Source organism: Pseudomonas protegens, assembly GCF_013407925.2.
Classification (GTDB): Bacteria; Pseudomonadota; Gammaproteobacteria; order Pseudomonadales; family Pseudomonadaceae; genus Aquipseudomonas; species Aquipseudomonas fluorescens_AP.
The window spans coordinates 6769753-6795557 of the sequence record NZ_CP060201.1 but is presented as its reverse complement, the minus strand read 5'-3'; the positions used below and the strand labels follow the sequence as shown (position 1 = coordinate 6795557).

At 65.1% G+C, this 25805-nt stretch carries 22 protein-coding genes; 10 read left to right on the top strand and 12 right to left on the bottom strand.

Annotation, left to right across the window (positions count from 1 at the left end):
* Position 1 precedes the first annotated feature (1 nt).
* Complete coding sequence (locus tag GGI48_RS30975) at positions 2-1360, bottom strand: glutamine synthetase family protein (RefSeq protein ID WP_179601840.1); 1359 nt, start codon at positions 1358-1360, stop codon at positions 2-4.
* Between the two features lie 164 nt (positions 1361-1524).
* Between GGI48_RS30975 and GGI48_RS30970 the strand changes: the two genes are divergently transcribed.
* The 3 genes from GGI48_RS30970 (at position 1525) to GGI48_RS30960 (ending at position 4849) form a co-directional block, all read left to right on the top strand.
* Positions 1525-2430: a helix-turn-helix domain-containing protein gene (locus tag GGI48_RS30970; RefSeq protein WP_016964053.1), complete on the top strand. Its 906-nt coding sequence runs from the start codon at positions 1525-1527 to the stop codon at positions 2428-2430.
* 135 nt (positions 2431-2565) lie between these two features.
* Positions 2566-3804, top strand: coding sequence for a DUF4010 domain-containing protein (locus GGI48_RS30965; protein WP_179601838.1), 1239 nt, complete (start codon positions 2566-2568; stop codon positions 3802-3804).
* Between the two features lie 121 nt (positions 3805-3925).
* Positions 3926-4849, top strand: coding sequence for a universal stress protein (locus tag GGI48_RS30960; protein ID WP_179601836.1), 924 nt, complete (start codon positions 3926-3928; stop codon positions 4847-4849).
* A 45-nt stretch (positions 4850-4894) separates the two neighbouring features.
* Here the strand turns inward: GGI48_RS30960 and GGI48_RS30955 are convergent, their stop codons facing one another.
* A complete protein-coding gene (locus GGI48_RS30955) occupies positions 4895-5458 on the bottom strand; it encodes a GNAT family N-acetyltransferase (RefSeq protein ID WP_016964050.1) in 564 nt (187 codons plus the stop codon).
* A gap of 257 nt (positions 5459-5715) precedes the next feature.
* Between GGI48_RS30955 and GGI48_RS30950 the strand changes: the two genes are divergently transcribed.
* Together GGI48_RS30950 and GGI48_RS30945 are read left to right on the top strand one after the other, a co-directional pair.
* Positions 5716-6627, top strand: coding sequence for a universal stress protein (locus GGI48_RS30950; RefSeq protein ID WP_047304341.1), 912 nt, complete (start codon positions 5716-5718; stop codon positions 6625-6627).
* A gap of 46 nt (positions 6628-6673) precedes the next feature.
* On the top strand, positions 6674-8047 hold the full coding sequence (locus tag GGI48_RS30945; RefSeq protein WP_179601834.1) for an MBL fold metallo-hydrolase: 1374 nt from the start codon (positions 6674-6676) through the stop codon (positions 8045-8047).
* On the opposite strand, the gene fnr is transcribed toward GGI48_RS30945, so the two are convergent.
* Positions 8044-8796 carry a fumarate/nitrate reduction transcriptional regulator Fnr gene (gene fnr, locus GGI48_RS30940; protein ID WP_179601831.1) on the bottom strand — a complete coding sequence of 251 codons (753 nt, stop codon included), beginning with the start codon at positions 8794-8796 and terminating at the stop codon, positions 8044-8046. The two genes, GGI48_RS30945 and fnr, sit on opposite strands and share 4 nt — an antisense overlap.
* Before the next feature lie 180 nt (positions 8797-8976).
* On the opposite strand from fnr, the gene GGI48_RS30935 reads away from it, so the two are divergent.
* Complete coding sequence (locus tag GGI48_RS30935; protein ID WP_179601829.1) at positions 8977-10386, top strand: hypothetical protein; 1410 nt, start codon at positions 8977-8979, stop codon at positions 10384-10386.
* Positions 10387-10398: 12 nt separating this feature from the next.
* Positions 10399-12678: a P-loop NTPase fold protein gene (locus GGI48_RS30930; RefSeq protein WP_179601827.1), complete on the top strand. Its 2280-nt coding sequence runs from the start codon at positions 10399-10401 to the stop codon at positions 12676-12678.
* Between the two features lie 91 nt (positions 12679-12769).
* Here the strand turns inward: GGI48_RS30930 and GGI48_RS30925 are convergent, their stop codons facing one another.
* The 3 genes from GGI48_RS30925 to GGI48_RS30915 form a co-directional block, all read right to left on the bottom strand.
* Positions 12770-13474, bottom strand: coding sequence for a peptidoglycan DD-metalloendopeptidase family protein (locus GGI48_RS30925; protein WP_179601825.1), 705 nt, complete (start codon positions 13472-13474; stop codon positions 12770-12772).
* A gap of 176 nt (positions 13475-13650) precedes the next feature.
* Positions 13651-14187 (bottom strand): histidine phosphatase family protein, encoded by a 537-nt coding sequence (locus GGI48_RS30920; protein WP_179601823.1) that lies wholly within the window; start codon positions 14185-14187, stop codon positions 13651-13653.
* A gap of 28 nt (positions 14188-14215) precedes the next feature.
* Entirely contained in the window at positions 14216-15268 is a 1053-nt protein-coding gene (locus GGI48_RS30915; RefSeq protein WP_179602219.1) for an SDR family oxidoreductase, read from the bottom strand.
* 180 nt (positions 15269-15448) lie between these two features.
* Between GGI48_RS30915 and GGI48_RS30910 the strand changes: the two genes are divergently transcribed.
* Complete coding sequence (locus tag GGI48_RS30910) at positions 15449-16330, top strand: LysR family transcriptional regulator (protein WP_179601821.1); 882 nt, start codon at positions 15449-15451, stop codon at positions 16328-16330.
* An 18-nt stretch (positions 16331-16348) separates the two neighbouring features.
* On the opposite strand, the gene GGI48_RS30905 is transcribed toward GGI48_RS30910, so the two are convergent.
* Both GGI48_RS30905 and GGI48_RS30900 read right to left on the bottom strand, forming a co-directional pair.
* Positions 16349-18352 carry a peptidase U32 family protein gene (locus tag GGI48_RS30905; protein ID WP_047304354.1) on the bottom strand — a complete coding sequence of 668 codons (2004 nt, stop codon included), beginning with the start codon at positions 18350-18352 and terminating at the stop codon, positions 16349-16351.
* Positions 18353-18475: 123 nt separating this feature from the next.
* Positions 18476-18856 carry a RidA family protein gene (locus GGI48_RS30900; RefSeq protein WP_103739437.1) on the bottom strand — a complete coding sequence of 127 codons (381 nt, stop codon included), beginning with the start codon at positions 18854-18856 and terminating at the stop codon, positions 18476-18478.
* A 241-nt stretch (positions 18857-19097) separates the two neighbouring features.
* On the opposite strand from GGI48_RS30900, the gene GGI48_RS30895 reads away from it, so the two are divergent.
* Positions 19098-22526: an NACHT domain-containing protein gene (locus tag GGI48_RS30895; RefSeq protein WP_179601819.1), complete on the top strand. Its 3429-nt coding sequence runs from the start codon at positions 19098-19100 to the stop codon at positions 22524-22526.
* Between the two features lie 27 nt (positions 22527-22553).
* Here the strand turns inward: GGI48_RS30895 and GGI48_RS30890 are convergent, their stop codons facing one another.
* A complete protein-coding gene (locus GGI48_RS30890) occupies positions 22554-22817 on the bottom strand; it encodes a hypothetical protein (RefSeq protein ID WP_179601817.1) in 264 nt (87 codons plus the stop codon).
* Positions 22818-23017: 200 nt separating this feature from the next.
* Here GGI48_RS30890 and GGI48_RS30885 point away from each other — a divergent pair, with 200 nt between their 5' ends.
* Positions 23018-23359, top strand: a complete 342-nt coding sequence (locus GGI48_RS30885) for a hypothetical protein (protein ID WP_016964060.1) — start codon at positions 23018-23020, stop codon at positions 23357-23359.
* Between the two features lie 11 nt (positions 23360-23370).
* On the opposite strand, the gene GGI48_RS30880 is transcribed toward GGI48_RS30885, so the two are convergent.
* Genes GGI48_RS30880 through GGI48_RS30870 form a run of 3 tightly spaced genes read right to left on the bottom strand, consistent with a single transcriptional unit; the run spans position 23371 to position 25762 of the window.
* A complete protein-coding gene (locus GGI48_RS30880; protein ID WP_016964061.1) occupies positions 23371-23514 on the bottom strand; it encodes a DUF2256 domain-containing protein in 144 nt (47 codons plus the stop codon).
* Complete coding sequence (locus tag GGI48_RS30875; RefSeq protein WP_179601815.1) at positions 23511-25058, bottom strand: cryptochrome/photolyase family protein; 1548 nt, start codon at positions 25056-25058, stop codon at positions 23511-23513. Before GGI48_RS30875 ends, GGI48_RS30880 begins: the two co-directional genes overlap by 4 nt.
* Positions 25052-25762: an SDR family NAD(P)-dependent oxidoreductase gene (locus tag GGI48_RS30870; protein WP_179601813.1), complete on the bottom strand. Its 711-nt coding sequence runs from the start codon at positions 25760-25762 to the stop codon at positions 25052-25054. Before GGI48_RS30870 ends, GGI48_RS30875 begins: the two co-directional genes overlap by 7 nt.
* Positions 25763-25805 lie beyond the last annotated feature (43 nt).

The following is a 25805-nucleotide window of genomic DNA, read 5'->3' as shown; positions in this document are numbered from 1 at the left end:
ATCAGACGCTGAGCAGCAGGAACTCGCGTTCCCAGGAGCTGATCACGCGCTTGAAGTTCTCGTGTTCGGCGCGCTTGACCGCCACATAGCCACGGACGAACTTGCGCCCCAGGTACTGCTCGATGGTCGGGCATTCCTCCATGTGCGCCAGGGCGTCCTCGATGGTGATCGGCAGGCGCAGGTTGCGGCGTTCATAGGCCCGGCCTTCCACCGCGGCGCTGGGCTCGATGCCCTCGACCATGCCCAGGTAGCCGCACAGCAGGCTGGCGGCGATGGCCAGGTAGGGGTTGGCGTCGGCGCCGGGGAGGCGGTTTTCCACGCGCATGGCTTCCGGGCTGGCGGTCGGCACGCGCAGGCCGACGGTGCGGTTTTCCTCGCCCCATTCGACGTTCACCGGGGCCGAGGTGTCCGGCAGGAAACGACGGAACGAGTTGACGTTGGGGGCGAACATCGGCAGCAGCTTGGGGATGTACTTCTGCAGGCCGCCGATGTGGTGCAGGAACAGTTGGCTCTTGTTCCCCTGTTCATCGACGAAGATCGGCTTGCCGGTGGCAATGTCGACCACGCTCTGGTGCAGGTGCATGGCGCTGCCGGGCTCGTCGGCCACCGGCTTGGCCATGAAGGTGGCGGTGACGTTGTGCTTGAGCGCCGCCTCGCGCAGGGTGCGCTTGAACACGGTGATCTGGTCCGCCAGGTCGAGGGCGTCGCCGTGGCGGAAGTTGATTTCCATCTGCGCCGGGCCGTCTTCGTGGATCAGCGTGTCCAGGTCCAGGCCCTGGGCTTCGCACCAGTCATAGACGTCTTCGAACAGCGGATCGAACTCGTTGGCGGCGTCGATGGAGAACGACTGGCGGCCGCTTTCCGCGCGACCGGAGCGGCCCAGCGGGGCCTTGAGCGGCAGGTCCGGGTCTTCGCAGCGCTGGGTCAGGTAGAACTCCATTTCCGGGGCGACGATCGGCTGCCAGCCCTTGTCGGTGTACAGCTGCAGCACTTTTTTCAGCACGTTGCGCGGCGACAGCTCGATGGGGTTGCCGAACTTGTCGAAGGTGTCGTGGATGACGATGGCCGTGGGCTCGATGGCCCAGGGCACCAGGTAGATCGATGACGAATCGGGGCGGCAGACCATGTCGATGTCCGCCGGGTCCAGCAGTTCGTAGTACAGGTCGTCGTCGACAAAATCCCCGGTTACCGTTTGCAGCAGGACACTTTCCGGCAGGCGCATGCCGCGCTCGTGCAGGAACTTGTTGGTGGGCGCGATCTTGCCGCGGGCAATGCCGGTCAGGTCGCTGACCACGCACTCGACTTCGGTAATCTTGTGATCTTTCAGCCAGGAGGACAGCTGATCGAAAGGGGCGTTCATAAAGACCTCGATGATTGTTCTTGTCTGCTCCGAGGTGAGCGGGAGTATCCCGGCAAGGCTTCCCCTGCGGCGCATTGGCGACTATCTTGGGCGAGCCTTGTTGTTCCATCTATCCACTTTAAGCAGTACCAAAGCGCACCAAAAGAGTGCGCAAGGTCCCCCCGATGACAGCGTCCAATCCGCTTCAGGTTCAAGCGTTCAACACCTTCGATGTCGCCGAGCAAATCCGTGCCACCCCGGGCTGGGTGCAGCATTACCAGCAGATGTCCCCCGGGCATTTCAATGGCCTGGTGCGCTACCTCGACCTGCAGGGCGTGGAGATCTACGAGGAGCGCATGAACACCCGGGTCGAGCAGAATTTCAGCGCCCCGCAAGGCGCCCTGGCGTTCTGTTTCGATCGCAGCGACAACGCCCTGTACGTGCTCAACGGCGAGAGCCGCAACATCTGGATCACCCCGGAGAACTACCAGGAAGTGGCGGTGGTGTTCGGCCCCGAGTTCGTAAAGGGCCAGGGCCTGGGGCTGGAACGCCTCGACGGCCTGTTCATGGCGCCGTTGGGCAGCCAGCAGAACGCACTGTTCTGCCGCTGGCTGAGCGCCACCTTGACCCGCCTGTCCCAGACCCTCGATCCCCCCAGCCGCGAGGCCTTGACCCAGCAATTGCTCGACGATTGCCTGTACATCCTCGACAACGCCTGCGCGCGCCTGGACCCCGGAGGCCTGCAACGGCGCAGCGAGGAGCGGGTGATCATGCAGCGGGTGGCGCAATGGGCGGCCGACATGCCCGAGGAAACCCTCAATCTGCTGGAGCTGTCCCAGGTGGCCGGGGTTTCCCTGCGCCAGTTGCAGAGCGCGTTCAAGGCCTTTGCCGGCATGGCGCCGAGCCAGTGGCTGCGCCTGCGCCGGCTCAACAGCGCCCATCGCGAACTGCTTGGCCGCCAGCCCTCGGAAACCACCGTGGCCGAAGTGGCGATGCGCTGGTCGTTCTGGCACCTGGGGCGGTTTTCCAGCAGCTACCGGGCGCTGTTCAAGGAGCTGCCCAGCGAAACCCTGAAGCGTCGCCCAAGCTGATCGTCCCCCTGGCCGAAGGCGCTGGCTGGCCTGAGCCTTCGTCTGCACCGGCCAAGCGGCGCCTGCGGTTGCTGGGTTCGCGAAAGCGCGGGCAGCGCTCTATGCTCGCGGGGAGCTGTCTGCCGGGGGCGCGTCATGATTGAAACCATCGACCTGAGCAACGCCGCCGCAGCCTTGGGCGTCGGCATGCTGGTGGGCCTGGAGCGCGAGCGGCGCAAAGGCCAGGGCCCCCAGCGCAACTGTGCCGGGTTGCGCACCTTCGCCATCACCGCGCTGCTGGGGTTCATCGGCCAGCGGGTGGGCGGCACGCTGTTGCTGGCCACGCTGGCCGTGGCGGTGGCCGCCCTGGTAACCGTGGCCTATTGGCGCACCGAAGAAGAGGACCCGGGGGTCACCAGCGAAGTGGCGCTGCTGGCGGTGCTGGTCCTCGGGGCCTTGTGCGGCTCGGCCCCGGAGCTGGCACTGGCGATTGCCGTGGTCATGACCGCGTTGTTGGCCTATCGGCAGACGCTGCATGATTTCGTGCGCAGTCAGTTGAGCGACCGGGAAATCGCCGATGGCCTGACGCTGCTGGTGGCGGCGCTGGTGATCCTGCCCCTGACGCCGGATCGTTTCATCGGCCCCTATGCGGCGTTCAACCTGCGCACCATCGGCACCCTGACCGTGTTGCTGATGGCGGTGGGGGCCCTGGGCCACGTCGCGGTGCGCACCCTGGGCGCCCATTACGGCTACGCCCTCAGCGCCGTGGCCTCGGGATTCGTCTCCAGCACCCTGACCATCGCCTCCATGGGCCAGCGGGTCGCCAGGGCGCCCCGGCAGGTCAGGGTGCTGGCCGCCGCGGCGCTGCTGTCCAACCTGGCCACGGTGACCCAGATCGGTCTGATCCTGACGACGGTCGATCGCGCACTGCTGCAGGCCATGTGGCTGCCCCTGGTGCTGGGGGGCGTCAGCACCGCGTTGTATGCCGCTGGCCTGGTGTTTCCCCGCAGCGAGCCCGGCAGCGTCGAGCCGCTCGCCGACAAGGCTGCGTTCAATCCCAAGCTGGTCTTGATCGTGGCCCTGAGCATGAGCGCCATTACCTTCGCGTGCTCGCTGATGCTCAATTACTTCGGGCAGCCGGGGCTGATGTTGAGCGCTTTGATCAGCGGCTTTGCCGATGCCCATGCGTCCACCGCGTCGATTGCTGCACTGGTCAAGTCCGGGCAACTGCCCGGCAGTGCCATCGGCAGCGCGGTGATGCTGGCGGTCAGCAGCAACTCCCTGAGCAAGTGCGTGCTGGCGGCCCTCAGCGGCGGCTGGCGCTTTGCGCTGTACGTCGTGCCCGGACAAGCGCTGCTGACCCTGGCGATGTGGGTCGGTGTCTGGCTGCAATAAGCGGCTGCAAGGTGCGAAAAAAGCCGCGACGCCTGATAAAGATCAACTCGTCCCGGGCCATGGCGCGCAGTCTTGAATGACCCCCTTGCGGTTTCTTCAAGCTTCAGTGCCGAGGTGATCCATGTCGCAAACCCCGCGTTTACTCTTGATCGCGCCCCAGCAGATGCAGCGCACGCCGGCTTTCGAGCGCACCGAGCAGCTGGCCCTGGCCATGCAACTGCCGGTGCATATCGTCGCCCTGGATCATTTGCAGGCCCTGACGCTGGCCGGGCTGTTCCAGAGCCATGAGGCCGAGCAGTTGCAGGCGGCTTACCTGGAACAACACCGGCAATGGCTGGAGCAGCAGGCTCAAGGGATGCGCGAGCGAGGCCTGCAGGTGACCTGCGAAGCGCGCTGGGTCAGCCAGGCGTATCAGGAGATCTTGCTGTTCGCCAATGAAATGCCCCTGGCCCTGATCATCAAGGACGCCCATGCCGAGTCGGCGATGCGGCGGATCTTCTATACCCCGCTGGACTGGCAGCTGCTGCGCGATTTTGCCCTGCCGGTGCATCTGGTGACCGAAGCCCGGCACCCACGGCCACGCCGGGTGCTGGCCATCATCGATGTGCTGCGCAGCGAAGAGCAGGACCTGCAGTTCAACGATCAGATCGTCGACGCGGCGGTCCAGCTGGCCGAGCAGTGCGAAGCCGAGCTGGACCTGTTGCACGTGTATGACTGGGTGGCGGTCTACGCCAAGGACACCGGCGTCGGCGCGCTGTCCCTGGCCAGCGGTTTGTATGAAGCCCTGGGGACGGCGCAACGTGACGTCTATCGCGCTGTGGCGGAGCGTCACGGCGTGCCCCCGGAACGCAGTCACTTCATGGAGGGCATGCCGTTGCAGCAAATCTGCTGCTTCGCCGAGGAGCATCAGAGCGACGTGATCGTCATGGGCACCACCCAGCATCGCGGCCTGCACAAGCGCCTGGGCAGCACCGCCGAGCACCTGCTGTTGCAGGCCCCCTGCAGTATCTGGGCGGTCAAGCCGCCGCGTGACTCCCAACCATGAGCCGCACCTGGCCACGCCGGTTGCGGGCCGGCGTGGCACCAAGGGTCAGAGGAGCAGGCGATGCACCACCTGATGGGGATCATCCGGGTCGGTGTGGGTGGTGAAACCCAGGTGCGCGGCCAGCTCGCGCATGGGCTGGTTGTTCACGCTGTCCACCGAGTACATCTGCACGAACCCATGCTGGCGGGCCGCGCGGATCAGATGCGTCATCAGCAATGATCCCAGGCCCAGATGCTGCCATTGATCGGCCACGGTAATGGCGCACTCGCATTCATCGCTGGAGGTAGCGGCGTAGCGGCTGACACCGATTTCGATCAACTGGCCCTGTTCATGCACCAGGGCGATGTAGGCCAGGCGATGCTTGCCGTCGACATCCATCAACTGGTCGAGCATGGCGGCGTCGGGCTCCTTGACCTGCGCCAGAAACCGCATGTGTCGCGATTGCGGGGACAAGCGCTTGATGAAGTTGTACTCGCGCTCGCGGTCTTTCTCGGCCAGGGGCCGTATCAGCACATGGCGGCCGTCGTTGAGCGCCTCGATCCAGTGCAGGCCGGTCACGGCGCCATAGGCCGCAGCGGCCTGATCGTTGTGTTCCTTGATGCTGAACATGGGGCGATCCTCTGGGGATGATGAAGGGGGAGGCCGCGGCCCGGGGTCGCGCGGTCACTATCCTTTACCGCGGTTGCCCGGTGCAGGATCTGATCTGGATCAGATGCGCTTCACCGGCTCGGCGAGTGACTGCCGGCGCGGCCTTAACCCGAGGCTTTGTGATTTTTGTCAAATCGGCGGCCCGCGCGGCGCGCATCATCGGCGCATCGGCTCGGGTATCCCGGGTCGTTGCCCAGCGCGCCGCCCGGGAGGTGCCCATGTCCACACTGCAACGCGTGTTGTTGATCGCACCCACCGCCCTGTCGCGCACACCGGCCTTCGACCGGGCCAGTGCCCTGGCCCGGGCCATGGGCGCCAGTTTGCATATCGTCGCCTTCGACTTCATCGAAGTGCTGGAGGTCGCCGGGCTGTTCGATCACCAGGCCATGGCCCAGGCCCGGGAAGGCTACCTGCAGGTGCATCGGCAGTGGCTGGAACAGCAGGCCCGCTTCGAGCGGGCCAATGGCCTGCGGGTGACCACCGAAGTGCTGTGGGCCAAGGCCCGGCTGCAGGACATCCTCGATTACGTGAGCGACTACCACCCGGACCTGGTGGTCAAGGACGCCCAGCCCGTGCCCACCCTGCGGCGCATCTTCTACAAGCCCCTGGACTGGTTGCTGCTGCGCGACCTGCGCCAGCCGCTGCACCTGGTGACCGACAGCCGGCATCCCTTGCCGTTGAAGGTGCTGGCCGCCCTGGATCTGTCTCACCTGGAATACCTGACCCAGGGCCTGAACCAGCGCATTCTGCAGATGGGCGCGACCCTGGCCAGCACCTGCGGCGCCCGGGTGCACCTGCTGAACGTGGCGGACTGGGCCACGGAAAATGCCACCGGCCTGCCCATCTACAGTCCTGACAACGACCTCAGCATGCGCGAGGCGGTGAACGACGCGCAGCAAGAAGCGTTCGAGACGCTGGCCGAGCGCTACGCCATCGCCCCGGAGCTCTGTCATCGCCTGGAAGGCGTGCCGCACCAGGTCATCGCGCGCTTTGCCGCCGACCACGACTTCGACCTGATAGTCCTCGGACGCGTGCATCGCCGGGGCCTGCAACGCTTTGTCGGCGGCAGCGCCGAGCAACTGCTGTACCACACCCCTTGTAGCCTGATGCTGGTGGAGCCCCAGGAATGAGGGCCGGCCATGCCCCGGGACCTTGCCCGACACGAAGGAGATGGACATGCGCCTGAGCTTTCTCGGTGCCGCCGGCACCGTCACCGGCAGCAAATACCTGGTGCAGCACGAGGGCCGGCATGTGCTGGTGGACTGCGGGCTGTTCCAGGGCTACAAGCAGCTGCGCCAGCACAACTGGGAAGCCTTCGGCCTGCCGCTGCGCGAGTTGGACGCCATCGTGCTGACCCATGCTCACCTGGATCACAGCGGCTACCTGCCGCTGCTGGTGCGCAACGGCTACCGCGGACCGGTGTATGCCACCGCCGCCACCTGCGAGCTGGCCAAGATACTGCTGCGCGACAGCGCAAGACTGCAGGAAGAGGAGGCGGCCTACGCCAACCGCCACGGTTTCTCCAAACATGCCCCGGCGTTGCCGCTGTACACCGAGCGCGATGCCGAGCAGGCCCTGAAACTCCTGCATCCGCTGCAATTGCAGCATCGGGTGGAAGTGGTGCCGGGGTTGCATGTCCAATTGCGCGGCGCCGGGCACATTCTCGGCGCCGCCTCGGTCCAGGTGGACGCCGCGGGCACCAGTGTGGTGTTTTCCGGTGATCTGGGCCGCATGCAGGACCCGCTGATGTTCGCCCCCGAAAGCATCGAGCAGGCCGACTACCTGCTGGTGGAGTCGACCTACGGCGACCGTCTGCATCCCCGGGACGACCCCGAGCAGCAACTGGCCGATGTCATCAACCGTACCGCCGCGCGTGGCGGCATCACCCTGGTGCCGTCCTTTGCCGTGGGGCGCGCGCAGTTGCTGATGTATCACCTGTATCGCCTGCGCCAGCGCCAGGCAATTCCCGATCTGCCGATCTACCTCAACAGCCCCATGGCCACCGACACCACCCATCTGTACCAGCGTTTTCGCAGTGAGCACCGATTGTCCCGGGAGGAATGCGAAGGCATGTGCCATGTCGCGCGCATCGTGCGCAGCACCCAGGAGTCCATGGCCCTGGACCAACTCAACAGTCCGGCGGTGATCATCGCCGCCAGCGGCATGGCCACCGGCGGCCGGGTGCTCTATCACCTGAAGGTGCTGGCGCCCGATCCGGCCAACAGCCTGCTGTTTCCCGGGTTCCAGGCCGGTGGCACCCGTGGCGCGCAGATCATCGCCGGTGCCGAGTCGGTGCGCATCCATGGCCGGGAAGTGCCGATCCGCGCCGAAGTCACGGCCATGCAGAGCCTTTCGGCCCACGCCGACGCCGACGAGATCATGCAATGGCTGCGGGGCTTCAAGCGTGCGCCGAAGCACACCTATGTGATCCACGGCGAGGCCAATGCCGCCGACACCTTGCGCCGGCGTATCAGCCTGGAACTGGGCTGGTCGGTGTCGGTGCCGGAATACCGCGACAGCGTGGATCTGGAGCCTGGCTCGGCGGCCTAATCCCTGGCCGGGTTCTGGCAGCCCGCGACCCGTCGCTTCAGGCCTTCCAGATCGAGGATCTGGACCTGCTTGCCGTTGATCGTCACCAGGCCCTGGTCGCGCAGATGGGCAATGCCCCGGCAGATGGTTTCCAGGCGCAGGCCCAGGTAGGAGCCGATTTCCTCGCGGCGCATGCGCAGGACAAAGGCCCGAGACGAATAGCCGCGCAGGCTCAGGCGCTGGGACAGATTGAGCAGAAAGGCCGCCAGGCGCTCGTCGGAGTTCATGTTGCCCATCAGCAGCAACATGCTGTGATCACGCACGATCTCCCGGCTGAGGATCTTGTTCAGGTTGTGCTGCAGCGAAGGCAGGGCCTGGGACAAGTGTTCCAGCTGGGCGAAGGGAATCGGGCACACCTCGCAATCCTCCAGGGCAAAGGCGCTGCAGGCATGCTGGTTGGTGCTGATGGCATCGAGCCCGAGAATCTCCCCGGCCATCTGGAACCCGGTGACCTGCTCGCGGCCGTCCACCGACAGCACGCAGGTCTTGAAGAAGCCCATGCGCACGGCGTACAGCGAATGCAAGGGATCGCCGGCGTGATACAGCGTATGGCCTTTCTTCACCTTCATCCGCTGCAGGATCAAGGTGTCCAGGCGTTGCACCTCCTGGTGATTGAGGCCGATGGGCAAGCACAACTCCAGCACGCTGCAATTTGAGCAGGCGGCCTTGAGGTGTTGCACGTGAATGGGGCGTGTCTGGAGTGGCGGCATGGGGGGCTCGCATCAATTGGGCCGGCTTGGGCGGGGGGAAGAGGGCAAGCCCGGTGGTTAACTGTAGACCGGTGCGCCTGGTGGCGCCTGATGCTGATCCGAAGTGATGAAAGAAGGGGGTGGCAATGGGCCATAAAGCATTTACAGTGAGCGCCCCTCTCCCTCGTTCAAGGATTGACGATGCGCCCGACCGGATTCTGGACCCGCTGCCACACCGCCTTGCTGACCAGTTGCCTGCTGGGCCTGCCGTTGGCCGCGCTCAGCCTTGAGACTCAGGCCGCGGAGCCTGATTTCATCACCCTGGTGATCGAGAACGAAGGCGATTACCCCATCACGTTCGAGCCGCCGTTCAACGTCAACTCCTCGGATTTCGAGCGCAAGTACCCAGTGGATGTGCCCAAATACGCCACCGCCAAGGGCCTGGAATCCGGTCCCGTGGTGATCGGCGCGCGCCAGCAGGGCATGCTGGTGATGGCCTTGAGCAAGCCGATGTTCAACATCCTCGACATCTTCAGCAAGGACTGGGGCTTCAACCTCAAGTTCTGCCAGGAGCGTGGCGCCTGCGACGAGGCCCGGCTCAACGGGACCATCCGCTCCACCACCAGCTTCAACTGGAACCAGTCGAACAACTTCAGCCAAGCCCAAGTCAGCAACATGACCAACGACGAGCTGGAGGCCTACGCCAAGACCAAGGCCGTGATTTCCGGCATTCTCACCACCCTGGGCAGCGTCCTCGGCCTGCCGTTCGGTGCGGGCGGCATGATCGGTGGCCTGCCGGATGCGCAGAACTTCAAGGTGACCTTGAAGCAGCAGTGCAACGCCCGCTTCTCGATCAACCTGGAGCCCTCGCTGGCGGCCAACGGCGATTTTCTCGTCGACTTGCGGGTCAACCGCGTGCTGCCCAGCGACATGAGCAATTTCAACGGTTTTGTCATCGACGACAACGCGGTGCTCAGCCAGGGCCTGCGCCTGGTGGAAAACGCCTGCCGCGACGGCCGGCAAGCCCAGTGCCTGATCCGGCTCAACGGCGGCACCGACATGAAGAACCTCAACACCACCGAGTTCAGCGTCACCGATCGCGCCGGCTGCAAGGCCGGTGACAAGCTGGCCTATTCCCAGGGCGCGTTCATGCTCAGCAACAAGGTCGGTTTCCCGGTGCGCTACACCCTGTTCATCAAGGACCGCATGGTCGACAACGGCGAAGTCTGGCCGGACCAGAACAAGGATCTGCGCCAGTTGGTGGGCCAGGTCATGGCCACCGTCGGCGACCAGGAATGTCCGCAGGCCCAGGATCCCTGGATGGGCGGTCGGCGCATGGGTGTCTGCCCGTTGCGCCTGGAAGTCCAGGGCGATGGTGGCCCCGGGCTCAAGGGCAGCCTGCGTTGCAGCCTGTCCATGCGCCAGGGCACCGTGGGCGATCCGAATGCCGACCACATGAACCTCTACAGCCTCACCGGCTGTACCCCGGCCATGCCGGCGTCCATCAGCCCGGTGGCCGGTTTCTACCAGATGGACATCAAGCGCATGGTGCCGCTCAGCGGCATGTACAAGATGATCTCCATCGATCTGCTCAAGCCGCAGCAGCAATAAGGACGTAGACAGATGTCGGTCACACAGGCTTTTACCGCCCCCGGCGGGCACGACGCGGCGCTGACCCGCCGCGACGACGACCTTCTGGATCGCTGGCCGGTGGCCAGGCTGGTGTATCGCATGATCACCGCGACGCCCCTGGGCTGGTCGACCCGGATCGGCCTGTACGGCCCGTGGGGCAGCGGCAAGACCAGCGTGCTGAATTTTTTGCAGCTCATAGCCGAGGAGAAGGACGACATCGTGGTGCGGCTTCCCGCGTGGCGGACCAGCGGCGAGCAGGAGTTCATCGTGCAGTTCTATCTGGCGCTGGCGGATGCACTGCAACGTTCAGGTGTTGGCGAGCCCTTCAAGCACTGGACCAAACGCCAGTCGAAAAAGATCGCCGAGATCCTGGAAAAAGCCGCCAAAAAAACCGCTGACCTCAAGCTTCCCGAGTCGGCCAGCTACAGCGAAATCGTGACCTTGGCAGCCGGCGCCGCAGGGCTGGCCTTCGAGAAACTGAGTGAAATACTGCAACTGGAAAAAAGCGACCTGGATGCCCTGCGCAAGCAACTGGGCGATAGACGCATCATTGTGTTTGTCGACGACCTCGACCGTGCCGATCCGCGGATGCTCCCGGCGACCCTGTTGACGCTGCGGGAACTTCTGGACTGGCCGGGATTCGTCTTTGTCCTGGCCTTTGACAAGGAGGTCGTGGGACGGGCCCTGCGTTCCTATTCCGATGCCTTCGGCGAGTCGGCCCAGCACTTCCTGGACAAGATCATCGATGTGCCGGTGACCCTGCCCGAGCCCAGCCCGAAGCAGGTGCAGCGAATGGTCGCCAGGAACCTGAAATACTGCTGCCCATTCCTACCGGACACGGCCATCGTGCAGACCGCCGAATGGTTTCCCGCCAACCCGCGCCAGGCCAAGCGCATCTGTCGCAGCTTGTCGGTGTTCGGCGCGGCGGCTGATCGGCATGCCGAGGGCCAACTGGACTGGCGCGGGATCATCCTGCAAACCGTCTTACGTGAGACCGAACCCAAGGTGGCCCAGGTGGTTGAAGAGCACCTGCTGGGGTTCCAATCGGCCTTCAGAGCCAACATGTTTGGCAATGCCAATACCAAGGAACAGGAGCAGCACAAGCAAGTAGCGCTCAACGCCGCACAATCTCCCAAGGACGACGTTAAGAACAAGCGCCTGCTGAAGTTGATCGAAGAGCTGGGCCATGCCAGAAGCAAACTGTCCCTGGCAAACATTCACTATGAGATGAGCCTGGCGGTCCGCGAGGTGGAGTTCACCATTCCCGAGTTTTCCCGGTTGGTGAGTTCCTGGGGGGAATTCCGGAACGCCCAGCCCCTCAACGACTTCATTCGAGAGGCGGCTAGCCGCAGCGACGAAGGTGAGGTCGCAGTGGCCTGTGCGATGCTTAACATGGCGAATTTTCAGTATGGCGAGCAGTTGGGCAGAGCCGGCGCCTTTTACTCACGGGAAGCGTTCGAGCGAGCGATGCACAGCGCCGCAGAGCTGCTGGGGTTGATTGAGTTCTGTTACACGGCCGGTCTTCAGGGCGCCATATTCAAGGCGCGCAGCGAATATGACGTGTGTATCGGCTTTATCAGGAGCTTTTATGGGAGCGTCTCAAAGAACGGCAGCCAACCGGAAAGAGTGCTCCGTGAACGCGAGCTGCGATTGGCGGCGATCATTGCAGCCCAGTGCGATGACCCACAGCGCCTGTATATGGATACCGAGCCTATACAGGGCACGCTGCGTGTTCCTGCATGGGAAGTGGCCCGAGCGTATGAGCTCTATGTGGATGCGTTGCGGACGGTGCTCGCGCCGCCTCTGATACACAGTGCCATCCAAGTGTTCGCCTTGCCCAATGGCGTAGCGAATGCACTGGGCCAGGATGATGCGCGACTGAAGTGGGTACTGACTGAAGAGCGCTCACCCCTGTATGTGCCGGCCAGCAAGGACCTGGGATGCGCAGTCTTGAAGGAACTGATCGGCAGCACCCAGGAGCTGGGCGCCAGGGAAATACTGGCGAAGAACGCCTTGTCCTACCTTGATGCGTTTACTGATCGATGGGAGTCCTCCTCTACCTGTGCAGAGCAGGCCACGCACTACCTGGAATATATCCAGCTGGCTTGGCAAGCCCTCTGCCAACTGGAGCCGACCATCCAGACACGGGTGTATCTGAAGAAGTTGAAGTCGCAGCTTGAAAAGCAGGTGGCACGCCCGGGGTTGCTTGACACTCCCAACTGGTGGGGTGGCAAGCCCGATGACATCGAGCACGAACTGCGAGGCATTTGACTCCGCGCGGCCTCCGCTCAATAGGGCGAGAGGCCATCGCCCCGGGTTTTGTTGACGTGCCTTGGCCCTGGGCGCAGGGGTCTTGTTGCACTCACCCCGGCGGCAACAACCGCAGCGGGTCCACCGGTACGCCGTTGGCGCGGATCTCGAAGTACAGCTGGGCGCGGTCGGTGTCCTGGGAGCCGGCTTCGGCGATCTTCTGGCCTTTGATCACCATCTGGCCTTCCTTGACCAGCAGCTTGCTGTTGTAGGCATAGGTGCTGGTGTAGGAAGGGCCGTGCTGCAGGATCATCAGGTTGCCGTAGCCGCGCATGTAGCCGGCGAAGGCCACCTTGCCACCCAGGGTGGCCTGGATCGGCTGGCCTTCGGTGGTGGCGATGCGGATGCCCTGGTTGAGTTTGCCAGTGGGCGAGAAGCGGCCGATCAGCACCCCGCGCAGCGGCCAGCTCCAGCCCTGCAGGGTGACCTTGGGCATGGGCGGGGCAGGCGGCGGGGCCTTGGCCTTGCTCTTGCTGGCGCTGCTGCGCGAGCTGCTGACCACCCGGGTGGTCTTGGCCGCGCCGCCCACCCGCAGCACCTGGCCGACTTCCACGGTATAGGGCGCCTTGAGGCCGTTGAGCCGCGCCACTTCCTTCCAGCTGGTGCCGTTGCGGCTGGCGATCGAATACAGCGTGTCACCACGCTTGACCCGGTATTCACCGGCCTTGAGCGGTGCATTGCCGCCAGGGCTGGAGGAATTGGAGCTGCAGGCCGATAGCGCCAGCAGCAGTGCAATCAATAGAAGTCTTACCAACACGCGGCAACCATTAAGTCCTGACCAAGTCCTGTAGCCCAAGCGGCCTGTGGCACACCGGGCAAGCCGGCAACTATACCCGTTTGCCGGGCAACCGGCGCGCACTAGACAGTGTCCGGCGCGGTTAAATTCAGTCAGGGCTCAGGGCACGGAGGATTTCCCGGCCCGCCCCGGGCGGGCTATTGCCGTCGATAGACTGTCGCACTCCAGTAGCGACCACCGTCGCTGTGATGGCGTTTCCAGCCGGCGGCGGCCAACTGCTTGCCGATCAGACGGTTCATCCAGCCATGACCGAGCAACAGCACCGGCTGTTTTCCGGCCAGGGACTGCAGTCGGCGGGCGGCGACTGCGGCGCGCTGCCGGGCCCCAGCGGCCGATTCGACCTGTCCTGAATAACCGCACAACCAGAGGATTCTCAGGATCGCGGCCCAGGTAAAGGGCGACAGGCGTGGTCGTCTCCAGCGCCCGTAGGGCAGTTGCGCCTCGCTGAATACCGGGTCCACCAGGGCAGGTTCCCGTCCGAGCGCCTGGACAGATGCCAGGGCCCGTGGCGCGTTACTGGAGACAATCACCCCAGCGCTGGCGGCCAGTTGCAGGCTGGAGGGTGGGGCGGGCTGGCCGTCGATGGCGGAGCGTTCGTAGTCGTGTATCCAGGCCTGCATGTCGAGGGCGGATATTCTCCGGGTGGCAATACCCTGGGGTCGACCGTGACGCATGAGAATGATCGTGTTGTTCAACGGGTTTCTACGTCCGATTGGTGCTGCTTGAGGCGGCGGGGGCAGCCTGGGCGATCCAGCCGTGCTCCCGGTACCAGGCCAGGGTGTCGCCGATGGTGCGTTCCAGGGAGCGCAAGCTCAGGTCGAGTTCTCGCTCGCTCTTGCTGGGGTCGAAGTGGCTGCGGTCCGCTTCCCGGAGCATCAGGCGCACGGTCGCCAGGCTCAGCAACACCGGCTTGCCGGTCAGGCGTGCATAGACCTCCTGTGCTGCCGCCAGGGTATAGAGCAAGGGCACCGGCAGTGGCCGGGTCGGCGTGCTGACTCCGGCGATCCGCCCGATGATCGGCACCAGCTGGGCCATGGTCATGTGCCGACCCGCCGCCAGGTAGCGTTGGCCGCGGCGTCCGTAGCGGGCGGCGGCAATCTGCGCCAGGGCCACATCCCGGGCGTCGACCAGCGAGAAACTGCCGGGAACCAGTCCCGGCAGGCGACCGCGTACCACGTCGATGAGCAATTGCCCGGCAGAGGTCGGTCCGATATCGCCGGGGCCCCACATCCAGCCGGGCAGGACCATGCACCCCTGCATCTGTGAGTGGCTGTCGAGAAAGGCCAGCAAGACGCGATCGGCGAGGATCTTGCTGCGGTAGTAGGGGTCCGCGCCCGCCGGGTCGCGCAGGCAGGTTTCATCGATCAGGCTGCCGGGCTCGCCGTTGAGCACGGCAATCGACGAGGTATGCACGACGCGGCGGATGCCGGCATCGTAGGCCCGCTCCAGCAAGCGCTGAGTGCCCAGGACGTTGATCGTGTGCAGTTGCTGCCAGTGGCTGCCGCCCTTGTAATTGTCGCGAAAGAACGCCGCGGCATGAAACAGCGTGTCGCAGCCCCGCAACGCGGCGGCGAAGCCGTCGACATCGGCCAGGTCGCCGACCACCAGTTCCAGGCCGCGCAGGGAACCGAACTGCTGTTCGCCCCTGGCCCTGGAGCGCACCAGGGCCTTGACCTTGCAGCCTCGGGCCAGCAGCTCGCGGACCAGGTTGTTGCCCAGCAGGCCGGTGGCACCGGTGACGAAGGTGCAGCGCATTTCGGGGATCTGGCTGTTATCGGTGTTCATGTGTGCCGGGTGTTCCAGGGTACTGCTCATTCAATCCGTTCCATGGGGAGGCGAGGGCGCTAGATATACCTTGACCGACACCCCTGAAAAATAGCGGGTGCTGCATAATCGCTTTGCGAATTTGCAAAGCGGACGGCAGGGAGTGGGGTTTTGGAAGCCAATTGGGATGATCTGCGCCTATTGCTGGCGGTCTGGCGCCGGGGCAGCTTTCTGCAGGCCGGCCAGTTGCTGCAGGTGGCGCCGTCGACGGTGTCGCGACGGCTGAGCCAGCTGGAGGCGGCCCTGGGCGAGCCGTTGCTGGAGCGCGGCGTCGAAGGCTGTTGGTTGACCCCGCGGGGCCAGGCGCTGGTGGACGTGGCCCTGGCGGCGGAGGCCGGGCTCAGGCGCGAGCGGGCGCTGGGCAACCCGGGGCCACAGAGTGAGTTGCAGGGCAGCATCCTGGTCAGCGCCGGCGAGGGTTTTGCCTCCAGTGTGCTCGAAGCGGCCCATCGCCTGACATCGGCCTATCCTGGCTGCTCGGTGGAATTGCAGGTCAGCGCCGAGTTTCACAAGCTGGCTCGCGGCGTGACGGACATCGCCGTGCGCACCGCGCACCTGGGCGAGCCGTCGCTGATCTATCGAGCCCTGGGCAAGCTCGAATACGCGGTGTTCGCCAGCGCGGACCTGCTGCGCCGCTGCCCGGCCATCACCCCGGCCACGGCCACCACCATCGGCTTGCTGCCACCCCTGGACAACCTGCCGCCGATACGCGCGGCCAAGGCCGCGGGCCTTGAGGGCAAGCAGATCAGGGTGAATTCGTTCACCGCGCAGCTCGAGGCGGTGCGCCAGGGGATGGGCGTGGCGGTGATGCCGCGGATAGTGGCCGGGGATCTGCTGGAGGTGTTTGCGCCCATGACCTTTGCGGCGCTGGAGGTCTATCTGGTGACCCGGCCACAAGCCTTGAAGCAGCCGCACATCAAGCAGTTTTTCGCCGAGCTGGAGCAGGTGCTGAGTGAGCGGCTGTCGGGCGCAACGCCCGGCGCAGCCGCTTAGGGCTGCGCCGGTCCGCACTCAGTGCGGCGCGCGGGGGATGGTCTTGAGCAGGTCTTCAGGGCTGATATGGCCGACCACGGCTTCGGCGGCGGCACTGCCCGGCAGCGGCAGGTCGAGGATGTGACCCTTGATCTTGCCCACCACGTGCATCTCGCACGGCTTGCAGTCGAACTTCAGGGTCAGCACTTCGTCACCGTGCACCAGTTGCATCGGCGCCACCTTGGTGCGCACCCCGGTCACGCCCTTGGCCTGCTTGGGGCACAGGTTGAAGGAGAAGCGCAGGCAGTGCTTGGTGATCATCACCGGCACCTCGCCGTGTTCTTCGTGGGCCTCGAACGCGGCGTCGATCAGTTGCACGCCGTGGCGGTGGTAGAAGTCCCGGGCCTTCTGGTTGTAGACGTTGGCCAGGAACGACAGGTGCGACTCCGGATACACCGGCGGCGGGTTGCTCTCAGCCTTGCGCGACCCCCGTGGATGGGCAGCGATGCGCGCGGCGTCCAGGGCTTCGATGACTTCCCGGCGCAGCGCCTTGAGCTGGGAATTGGGGATGAAGTAGGCCTGGGGCGCGTCCAGCTTGATGTCGGTGGCGTGGTAGAGGGTGGTGCCCAGTTGGCCGAGCAGGTCTTGCAGTTGGCCCAGGGCCTGCTCCGGCTTGTTGGCCACGCCGAACGGGCCGTCCAGGGCGACGCTGGCGCTGATGCCTTCTTCACTGGTGGCGGTCAGTTGCAGGCGTTCTTCGCGCAGGGTGGCCAGCCACGACAGGCCGATGCGCCGCTCGGCGGAGGTGCGGGTCAGGGCCTGTTGCCAGTTGTGATCGAGGTTGCGGCTCAGCGGATGGTTGGGCCGCAGGCGCTGCAGGGCTTCAGGCATTTCGTTGGGCTCGACCCGATAGCGGTAGCGTTTCTCGCCGTCTTCTTCGAATTCGCCGCGAGCTTCGGCGATGTTGGCGCGAAAACCCACCACTTCACGCTTGACCAGCAGGTTGAGGCCGTCGCCGTTGGACAGCGGCTCGAAGGTCACCACTTGCAGGTCGCGCTTGCCGACTTTTTCCACGGTGCCCACCGGCAGGCCGGTGAAGGTCGGCGAGTCGAAGGCGCCGATGTCGATCTTGCGCTCGCTGACGAAGTAGTCGGTGCTGCCGCGGTGGAAGGTCTTGTCCGGATCGGGGACGAAGAAGTGCGCGGTGCGGCCGCTGGAGGCCCGGGCCAGGTCCGGACGGTCTTCGAGCACGTCGTCCAGGCGCTGGCGGTAGTAGGCCGTGATGTTCTTCACATAGGCCATGTCCTTGTAGCGCCCCTCGATCTTGAACGAGCGCACGCCGGCCTCCACCAGGGCGCGGATGTTGGCGCTCTGGTTGTTGTCCTTCATCGACAGCAGGTGCTTTTCGTAGGCGATCACGCCGCCGTGCTCGTCCTTCAGGGTGTACGGCAGGCGGCAGGCCTGGGAGCAGTCGCCACGGTTGGCACTGCGCCCGGTCTGGGCGTGGGAAATGTTGCACTGGCCGGAAAACGCCACGCACAGCGCGCCATGGATGAAGAACTCGATGGCCGCGTCGGTTTCGGCGGCGATGGCGCTGATTTCCTTGAGGTTCAGCTCACGGGCCAGCACCAGCTGGGAGAAACCGGCCTGATCGAGGAATTTTGCCCGCTCCAGGGTGCGGATATCGGTCTGGGTACTGGCGTGCAGCTCGATGGGCGGAATATCCAGCTCCATCACCCCCAGGTCCTGGACGATCAACGCATCGACCCCCGCGTCGTACAGCTGGTGGATCAGCTTGCGCGCCGGCTCCAGTTCGTTGTCGTGGAGGATGGTGTTGAGGGTGGTGAACACCCGGGCGTGATAGCGGCGGGCAAACTCCACCAACTGGGCGATCTCGCCCACTTCGTTGCTGGCGTTGTGGCGGGCGCCGAAGCTCGGGCCACCGATGTACACCGCGTCGGCGCCATGCAGGATGGCTTCGCGAGCGATGGCCACATCGCGGGCAGGGCTGAGCAGTTCCAGGTGATGTTTGGGCAAGGACATGTTTTTTTAGTCAGGCTTATCAGGATCAAGGCGCGCATTGTAGCGGCGAAACGCGTGCCCGGCACCCGTGTGCTGCCCGGTGGCGGCCACGCGTTGCGCGCAGCCGCGAATAAACCCGCGGCGTCAGGCCTTGGCGGCCATCGCGGTGACTTCCACACGCATGCCTTCCACCGCCAGAGCGGCCACGCCAACCGCGGCGCGCACCGGCCAGGGCTTGGCGAAGAAACGCTGGTAGACCTGGTTGAACGCGGCGCGATCGGCCATGTCGGTGAGGTAGATGGTCAGGTGCATGACCCGGTCCATGGAACTGCCGGCCCGCTCCAGGGCAACTTTCAGCGCCTGCAGGGTGCATTCGCTCTGCAGGGTGATGTCCCCCAGTTCCAGGCTGCCGTCGGCGCGGGTGGGGATCTGGGTCGACACCAGGATGCCGTTGAACGCGGCGACGTCGGAGGAGATGGAGTCGGCGTCTGGGTCGGGGGTGAAGATGAGGTCTGGCTGGGTCATGGCAAGCTCGGGTGTCCAAGGGTTCAAAAAGCCACGGAGTATAGGGGCGGCGCTCGGCCCTTGTCAGCGCCGATGCGCGACCTGCCGGGATCGCGGCGCTGCACCTTGCGCGTTTGATCGGGTTGCATCCCGGCGACTTGCCGTTACTCTTTGCAACCCCGCCGCAGGCTGGCCAGTACGGCGTTCACCGTCAGGCCCGGCGGAGCGCGTGGCGCTCATTTATCCAGGTAAGGAACAGGCTTTGACTGATCGCATGGTGTTGACGGCTGATGGCCGCGTTGCTGCGTTTTCCACCTTTCAAGGCGCGACCTGCCTGGTGTTGCTGGGGGACCCCGGAGCCGGCAAGAGTCATCTGTTCGATCACTGGGCTGGGCAGGCGGGTGGTCGGGCCATGTCGCTGCGCGGCTTTCTGTTGCGCGATCCAGCGCTGATCGCCGAGGGCAGCACTTTGTTCATCGATGCCCTGGACGAGCATCGTGCGCAGTATGGCGAGCGGCCCGCCTTCGACGACCTGATTCGCCACCTCGGGCGCTTGCCGCCGTGCCGGGTGCGCATCGCCTGTCGCAGTGCCGACTGGGCGGGGCTCAATGACCTGAAGCTGCTGTCCAGCTGCTTTCCAGGCAAGGACCAGGTGCAGGAGCTGCGCTTGCTGGCGCTCAGTGACGAGGAGCAGCAGCAGGTACTGGAGCAGCACGGCCGGACGCCAGAGGACTTTCTGCACCAGGCGCGGCAACGCGGTCTGGGAGAGATGCTCGGCAATCCGCTGACCTTGCTGATGCTGGCCCAGGTGGTTGCCCAGGATCACTGGCCCTTGACCCGCAGGGAGCTGTTCGAGCGTTCCAGCATCCTGCTGCTGGACGAGCTCAATGCGGCGCACCGTGATGATCGCCAGCCCCATGCGCAACTCTCGGAGCCGCAGATGCTGGAGGCGGCAGGCCTGTTGTGCGCCTTGCGCCTGCTGGCCGATATCGACGGTTTCAGCACTGACGAGCGCTACGACCGGCGCTATCCGGCGCTGCGCAAGTTGCATGCATTCGGCACCGCCGCGCTGCGTGCGGCCCTGGCCAGCCGGGTCTTTACCTCGACCCGCGAGCCCGGGGTGTTCGACTACGGCCACAAGGCCAGCGCCGAGTACCTGGCGGCGCGTTATCTCGCCGGGCAGTTCCACGCCGGGTTGCCGTTGAGCAGAATTCGCCTGTTGCTCGGTGTCGAGGGCAAGCCGGCTTCGTACCTGCGCGGTGTGCATGCCTGGCTGGCGGTGTTTCTCGGCGCGCAGGTCGGCCCGTTCATCGAGGCGGACCCTTACGGCGTCCTGGTCTATGGCGACGCCGCCTCGCTGAGCACCCAGAGCAAGATCCAGTTGCTGCAGGCGCTGGCCAGCCTGGCTTTGGCCGATCCCCGGTTCCGCGGCCAGGAGCCTCCCGACTTGAACCTGGCGGGCTTCACCGAGTCGGGGCTGGTGCCTTGTTTTCAACACCTGTTGTCCGCCTCGGGCCTGCCCCATGAACTGCGTTTGCTGCTCTTGGACCTGTTGCGCGCCGGCCAGCCGCTACCGGCGATGTTGCAGCCGCTGACGCAACTGCTGGCCGATCCGGGCACCCATCTGAATGAACGCGCCTACGCCGCCCAGGCGTTGTCGCGCTTGGGGGAACCGGGAACGCAGGCCGTGCGGCAGGTCTATCGAAACCTGCTGGACGAAAAACACGCCAGAAGCCTGTGTGGCTACATCCTCCGTCACCGCCTGGCAGGCCAGACCCACTATGGCGAGCTGCTGGAGCTGTACCGACGGGGTGGCAACGCCCCCAGAACCGCCGATGACTCGCTGATGCGCTGGGGCTTGCATGAGGCGGTGGCCGAGTCCGAGATGGCCGATTGCCTGGATGGCATGGCCGGGCTGTGGCAACAAACCGCTGATGAACACGCCAAGGGCGAGCTGCTCAGGTTCGTCCTGCGCTTGCTGGTGCGTTATCTCCACACCGTGGTCGAGCTGGACGAGCCGCGACTGTTGCAATGGCTGGCGTTTATCAATGCCGGCGTCGTCGACCCGCATCCGTGGTTGTTCAATGGGCTGCGCGCGGCGCTGCGGCAACGCCCGGAGACGGCCCTGGGCCTGTTGGACCGGGCCGCCAGCCATCCCGGGCTGGTGGGCTGTGGTTTTCTTGAGGACGAGCCGCCAAGCGAGGACGAGCCGCAGGCCGAGGCGCCCGAGAGCGATTATCCGTGCCCCGAGGAATATCAACCCGCGGTGGCAGCGCTGTACCAGCAGCTGCAAGGCGCCAAGGCACCGCTCAGCTGTGACGCTTTACTGCTGGGGTTCGTGATCTTCGGCTGTATCGAACAGCAGACCCTGGCCGGGCAGGCCTGGTTCTCGGCCTTGCGCCAAGCGCAGTACGCGGACTACATCGATTGCATCGTCCTGCACTTTCTGCTGCTGCCGGACAGCGTCAGGCAGCGCAGTTGCCTGTCATGGAAAGCCAGCAGGCAGATTGCCTTGGCGGACAAACTCGATGTGGTGTTCAAGGTCCTCAACGGCGCGGAGTCGCTGGACAAGACGGCTCTGTACGATGTGGTTCGGCCGTTGTGCCGCGACCTCGACCCGCCACGCTTTGTCCCCTGCATCAGGCAATTGCTGAGCAGCGACGCCGGTCTGGAGCATCGGGCGTTCCTCATTACCCTGGGGCTGCTGCTGTCGTTGGAGGAGTTCGCGGCTGTGCTGCACGCCAGCGATACCGCCACCCGCAATGAGGTGGTCTGGTACCTGCGTGACCTGACCGGGCTGGTACGCGGGTTTGAAGGCCCCATGGAGCTGTCCGCCGACCAGGCGTTCTGTTTCTGTCGCCTGCTGGCCGATCAATACCCGGCCACGCCGCTGGCTTTCGATTGGTTTGCCCCCAGCAATACCAGGGCCGAGGACGCCGATGAGTTCATGGCCGGACTGATCAGTTATCTGGCGAGCAAGGGGTGTGACGACTCCCGGCGCCATCTGCGCAGCTTGCAGGGGCATTCGCGACTGGCCTCGTGGGCCCCTTACCTGAACCACGCGCTGCTGCTCAACGATGCACGGCGGCGTGACGCCCGGCATATCCGGCATGGCTGGGAGGCGGTGGCGCAGGTCCTGAGCAACGGTTTGCCCGGCACTATCGAGCACATGCAGGCGCTGGTGCTGGACGAGCTGCAAGGGATTGCCGGCCTGCTGCGCAGCAACCTCGACGTGCACAAGTTTTTCTGGAACGAGATCAAGGGCCGGATCAGCACGCCCAAATGGGAGGAAAGCTGCCGCGACGTGCTGTTGAGCCTGCTGCGTCCGCGACTGGAGGCGCGCCACATCACGGCCGAGCCCGAGGCGCACATGGCCCATGACAAACGCGTGGACATCGCGGTGCAAAGCGGCCCCATCAAGCTGGTGATCGAGCTCAAGCGCAGTTCACACAAGGACGTCTGGAGCGCGATCCAGGATCAGTTGATGGCGCTCTACACGCCCGATCCCGGAGCCCGTGGTCACGGCATCTATGGGGTGTTCTGGCATGGACCGCGGGCCAAGGTCCGCGCCGACCCCGGGGGCGTGGTGCCGCAGAGCGCGGCGCAGATGCTGAGCCTGCTCGAGGCCAGCATCCCCGAGCCGCAGCGCCCGTACATCAAGGTCTTCGTGCTGGATGTCTCGGGGAACTGAGGGCCGGGCGGGGCGGTGGTGCGGCTGTCAATCGGCTTCGTCAGCGTCCTGGGCCGGGCTCAACCAGGTCGCCAGCACCCGCCGGTCCAGCTCCTCCCACTCGGCCATGCCCAGCACCCGGGTGGTGTTCAGGCCGCGCAGGTAGCCGCGCAGCTGGTAAGCCACGGCCTGCAGCAAGTGCGGATCGGCGCCGGGATCGCCCAGCACGCTTTCATACTCGATCAGGTAGTCGGCCACCCGGTCGCGAAATTCGGGCAGGACGGCATCGCGGATAAGATCAAAAGTTCGCACGCAAGAATCCTTTTCTAGTTGTCGTTGGACTGCCGGGCAGTCTGCCCGCAGGGCAACTATTGGTTCAAGTAATAGTGACAATCAAAAAACAGCTATTTTGCTGGACGCGCTAACCGTGGAAAATCGCCGCCCTCGATAGCGCCCGCAAGGTTCAACCCGTGGCGCCCTGTACCCGCGTTCTTGACTTCAGGATGTGTCCGATGCGCCTTTTACCCCTGTTTGCCATGACTTTTGCCGCTGTGGTGCTGGCCGGCTGTGCCTCCGCGCCCAACGATCCGAGCCTGGTCATGCAGACCCGCAAAACCCCCGCCCAATACGCCGATTGCGTGATCCCCAAGCTGCAGAGCAGCGACCAGACCGCAACCGTTTCGCAGTCGCAGCGCGGCTACCGGATCGTGGTCACCAGCAAGGTGGCCGCGGACAACGTACTGGAAGCCTACAAAGCCCCCAACGGCGGCAAGGTGTTCCTCTATGAGCGGCATTTGCTGGCCTCCAGCTTTGCTCCGTCCCATTTCGAAAAGGCCGCGCAAGACTGCCTGTAAGCCGCCCGGGCTCATGGCTTGCTGGCGCGGGCGCTGCGGCGACAGCGTTCGGAACACCAGCGCACCTCATCCCAGCAACGTGCCCAGCGCTTGCGCCAAGTGAAGGGCCGGCCGCAGGCGGCACAGTCCTTGCGCGGCAGGTCGGACTTCTTCACAAGGCTTCTCCGGCGTCCAGGCGCGCCAGCAACTCCTCGCCCCGTTGCCAGATGGCTTCACGGCGCAAAGCGTCCATGCGCTGCAGGTTGCGATAGGTCAGGGCCAGCCGTGGGTTGGCGCCCAGTTGCTCCTGGTGGCGCATCAGGAAGTGCCAGTACAGGGCATTGAACGGGCAGGCATCGCTGCCGGTGGCCTGGTCCACCCGGTAACGGCAGCCGCCGCAGTAGTTGGACATCCGCTGGATATAACGACCGCTGGCGCAATAGGGCTTGGAGCCCAGGTAGCCACCGTCGGCATGCATCACCATGCCCAGGGTATTGGGCAACTCGACCCAATCGAAGGCATCCAGGTAGACCGCCAGGTACCAGTCACAGATGGCCTTGGGGGCGATGCCGGCCAGCAGGGCAAAGTTGCCGGTGACCATCAGCCGCTGGATATGGTGGGCATAGCCCAGCTCCAGGGTCTGGCCTATGGCCTGGGCCATGCAGCGCATCTCGGTGGCGCCGCTCCAGTAGAACTCCGGCAGGGCCCGAGTATTGCCCAGGCCGTTGAGCTCGGCGTATTCCGGCATGCGCAGCCAGTAGATCCCACGGACATATTCACGCCAGCCGATCAGTTGGCGGATAAAGCCCTCCGCGGCATTCAGCGCCACCCGGTTCTCGCGGTAGGCCTGCTCGACATCGGCGCAGAGCTGGCGCACATCCAGCAGGCCGATATTCAGTGTGGCGCTGATCCGCGCATGGAACAGAAAGGGCTCGCCCTCGGCCATGGCGTCCTGGTAATCGCCGAAGGCGGCCAGGGAAAAGTCGAGGAAGTGCTGCCACAACGCCTGCGCCTGCTCGTGGGTCACCGGATAGTCGAAGCGCTCCAGGTCACCGTAGTGATCGCTGAAGCGCTGGCCCACCAGCTGCAGCACTTCGCGGGTAATGGCGTCGTGGCCGAAGCGCGCCGCGAAGGGCCCGCGCAGGCCCCGGGGCAGGGCCTTGCGGTTGTCGGCGTCAAGGTTCCAGGTGCCACCGCAGGGGCGGCCATCGGGCTCCAGCAACAGGCCGCTTTGCTTGCGCATCTCGCGGTAGAAATATTCCATGCGCAATGACGTCCGCCCGGCCGCCCACTGGCGGAACGCCTCGCGCGAACACAGGAACCGCCGGTCCACATGCACGGTCAGCGGCAGGCCGGCATCGCGCAGGGCCTGCTCCAGCCGCCATTCCCCGCATTCGGTGACATGCAGCTGCGTCGCGCCGAGGGCCGCCTGCCAGCGCCGCAGCTCGCCAGGAAGGCTGCCGCTGTTGTCAGGGTCGTCCAGCTTGACGTAGATCACCCGCCAGCCTTGCTCGCGCAGGCGCTCGGCAAAGTGGCGCATGGCGCTGAAGATCAGCAGGATTTTCTGCGGATGATGGCGGACATACCGCGCTTCGCTGTCGACTTCGGCCATCAGCAAGTTGTCGTGGGCCGGGTCCAGGACCTTGAGCAACTCCAGGTCGAACGACAGCTGGTCGCCCAGCACCAGTCCCAGTCGGCCGCCAGGGCCGGCGCTTACCATGGCAGACGCTCGCCGTCGTAGGCAAAGAACTGACCGCTGTCGGCCGCGCTCAGGCGGTCGATCAGCGTCAGCAGCTCCCAGGCCGCCACGCTGGCCGGACGCGCCGCCGCGGAGCCGCGAAACGGTTGCGACAATTGCGACACCACGGTGCCGGGATGCAGGCTGACCAGGCGGGCCCCGGGCCGGGTTCGCGCCAGTTCGATGGCCGCGGTTTTAACCAGCATGTTCAGCGCGGCCTTGGAGGCGCGATAGGCGTACCAGCCGCCGAGGCGGTTGTCACCGATGCTGCCGACCTTGGCCGACAGCAGGGCCATGGCGCCCTGGGGCGCCAGCAGGGGCAGAAAGTGCCGCAGGACCAGGGCCGGGCCCACGGCATTGACCTGGAACACCGCCTTGAGCGCTGCGTCTTCAAGGGCGGCGTAGGTTTTTTCCGGCTTGATGTCGGCGCGATGCAGCAGTCCTGCGGCATGCACGATCAACTGGTAGGGCGCCTCATCCGCCAATTCGGCGGCGGCCCGGGCAATGCTGTCGGGCTGTTCAAGGTCGAGCCCGGGAAGCGTGCGGCGGGACAGGGCGCGGACCGCCGCGCAGTGTGGGTCCTCTTCGAGCCACTGGCAGAAGGCCGAACCCAGGGCGCCGCTGGCGCCAATCACCAGGGCACGGTAGCCCGCGCCCAGGGATTGCATGTTCAAGGTAGTGCTCATTGTGTTTTACCCACCGATTGACGTGGCAGCGAGCCCGACTCCC

Coding starts and splice junctions, on each gene's coding strand:
- GGI48_RS30945 (WP_179601834.1), top strand. CDS start 6,674: ATGCGCCTGAGCTTTCTCGGTGCCGCCGGCACCGTCACCGGCAGCAAA.
- GGI48_RS30975 (WP_179601840.1), bottom strand. CDS start 1,360: ATGAACGCCCCTTTCGATCAGCTGTCCTCCTGGCTGAAAGATCACAAG.
- GGI48_RS30965 (WP_179601838.1), top strand. CDS start 2,566: ATGATTGAAACCATCGACCTGAGCAACGCCGCCGCAGCCTTGGGCGTC.
- GGI48_RS30935 (WP_179601829.1), top strand. CDS start 8,977: ATGCGCCCGACCGGATTCTGGACCCGCTGCCACACCGCCTTGCTGACC.
- GGI48_RS30970 (WP_016964053.1), top strand. CDS start 1,525: ATGACAGCGTCCAATCCGCTTCAGGTTCAAGCGTTCAACACCTTCGAT.
- GGI48_RS30950 (WP_047304341.1), top strand. CDS start 5,716: ATGTCCACACTGCAACGCGTGTTGTTGATCGCACCCACCGCCCTGTCG.
- GGI48_RS30875 (WP_179601815.1), bottom strand. CDS start 25,058: ATGGTAAGCGCCGGCCCTGGCGGCCGACTGGGACTGGTGCTGGGCGAC.
- GGI48_RS30920 (WP_179601823.1), bottom strand. CDS start 14,187: ATGCGTCACGGTCGACCCCAGGGTATTGCCACCCGGAGAATATCCGCC.
- GGI48_RS30960 (WP_179601836.1), top strand. CDS start 3,926: ATGTCGCAAACCCCGCGTTTACTCTTGATCGCGCCCCAGCAGATGCAG.
- GGI48_RS30930 (WP_179601827.1), top strand. CDS start 10,399: ATGTCGGTCACACAGGCTTTTACCGCCCCCGGCGGGCACGACGCGGCG.
- GGI48_RS30915 (WP_179602219.1), bottom strand. CDS start 15,268: ATGCGCTGCACCTTCGTCACCGGTGCCACCGGCCTGCTGGGCAACAAC.
- fnr (WP_179601831.1), bottom strand. CDS start 8,796: ATGCCGCCACTCCAGACACGCCCCATTCACGTGCAACACCTCAAGGCC.
- GGI48_RS30870 (WP_179601813.1), bottom strand. CDS start 25,762: ATGAGCACTACCTTGAACATGCAATCCCTGGGCGCGGGCTACCGTGCC.
- GGI48_RS30885 (WP_016964060.1), top strand. CDS start 23,018: ATGCGCCTTTTACCCCTGTTTGCCATGACTTTTGCCGCTGTGGTGCTG.
- GGI48_RS30955 (WP_016964050.1), bottom strand. CDS start 5,458: ATGTTCAGCATCAAGGAACACAACGATCAGGCCGCTGCGGCCTATGGC.
- GGI48_RS30900 (WP_103739437.1), bottom strand. CDS start 18,856: ATGACCCAGCCAGACCTCATCTTCACCCCCGACCCAGACGCCGACTCC.
- GGI48_RS30905 (WP_047304354.1), bottom strand. CDS start 18,352: ATGTCCTTGCCCAAACATCACCTGGAACTGCTCAGCCCTGCCCGCGAT.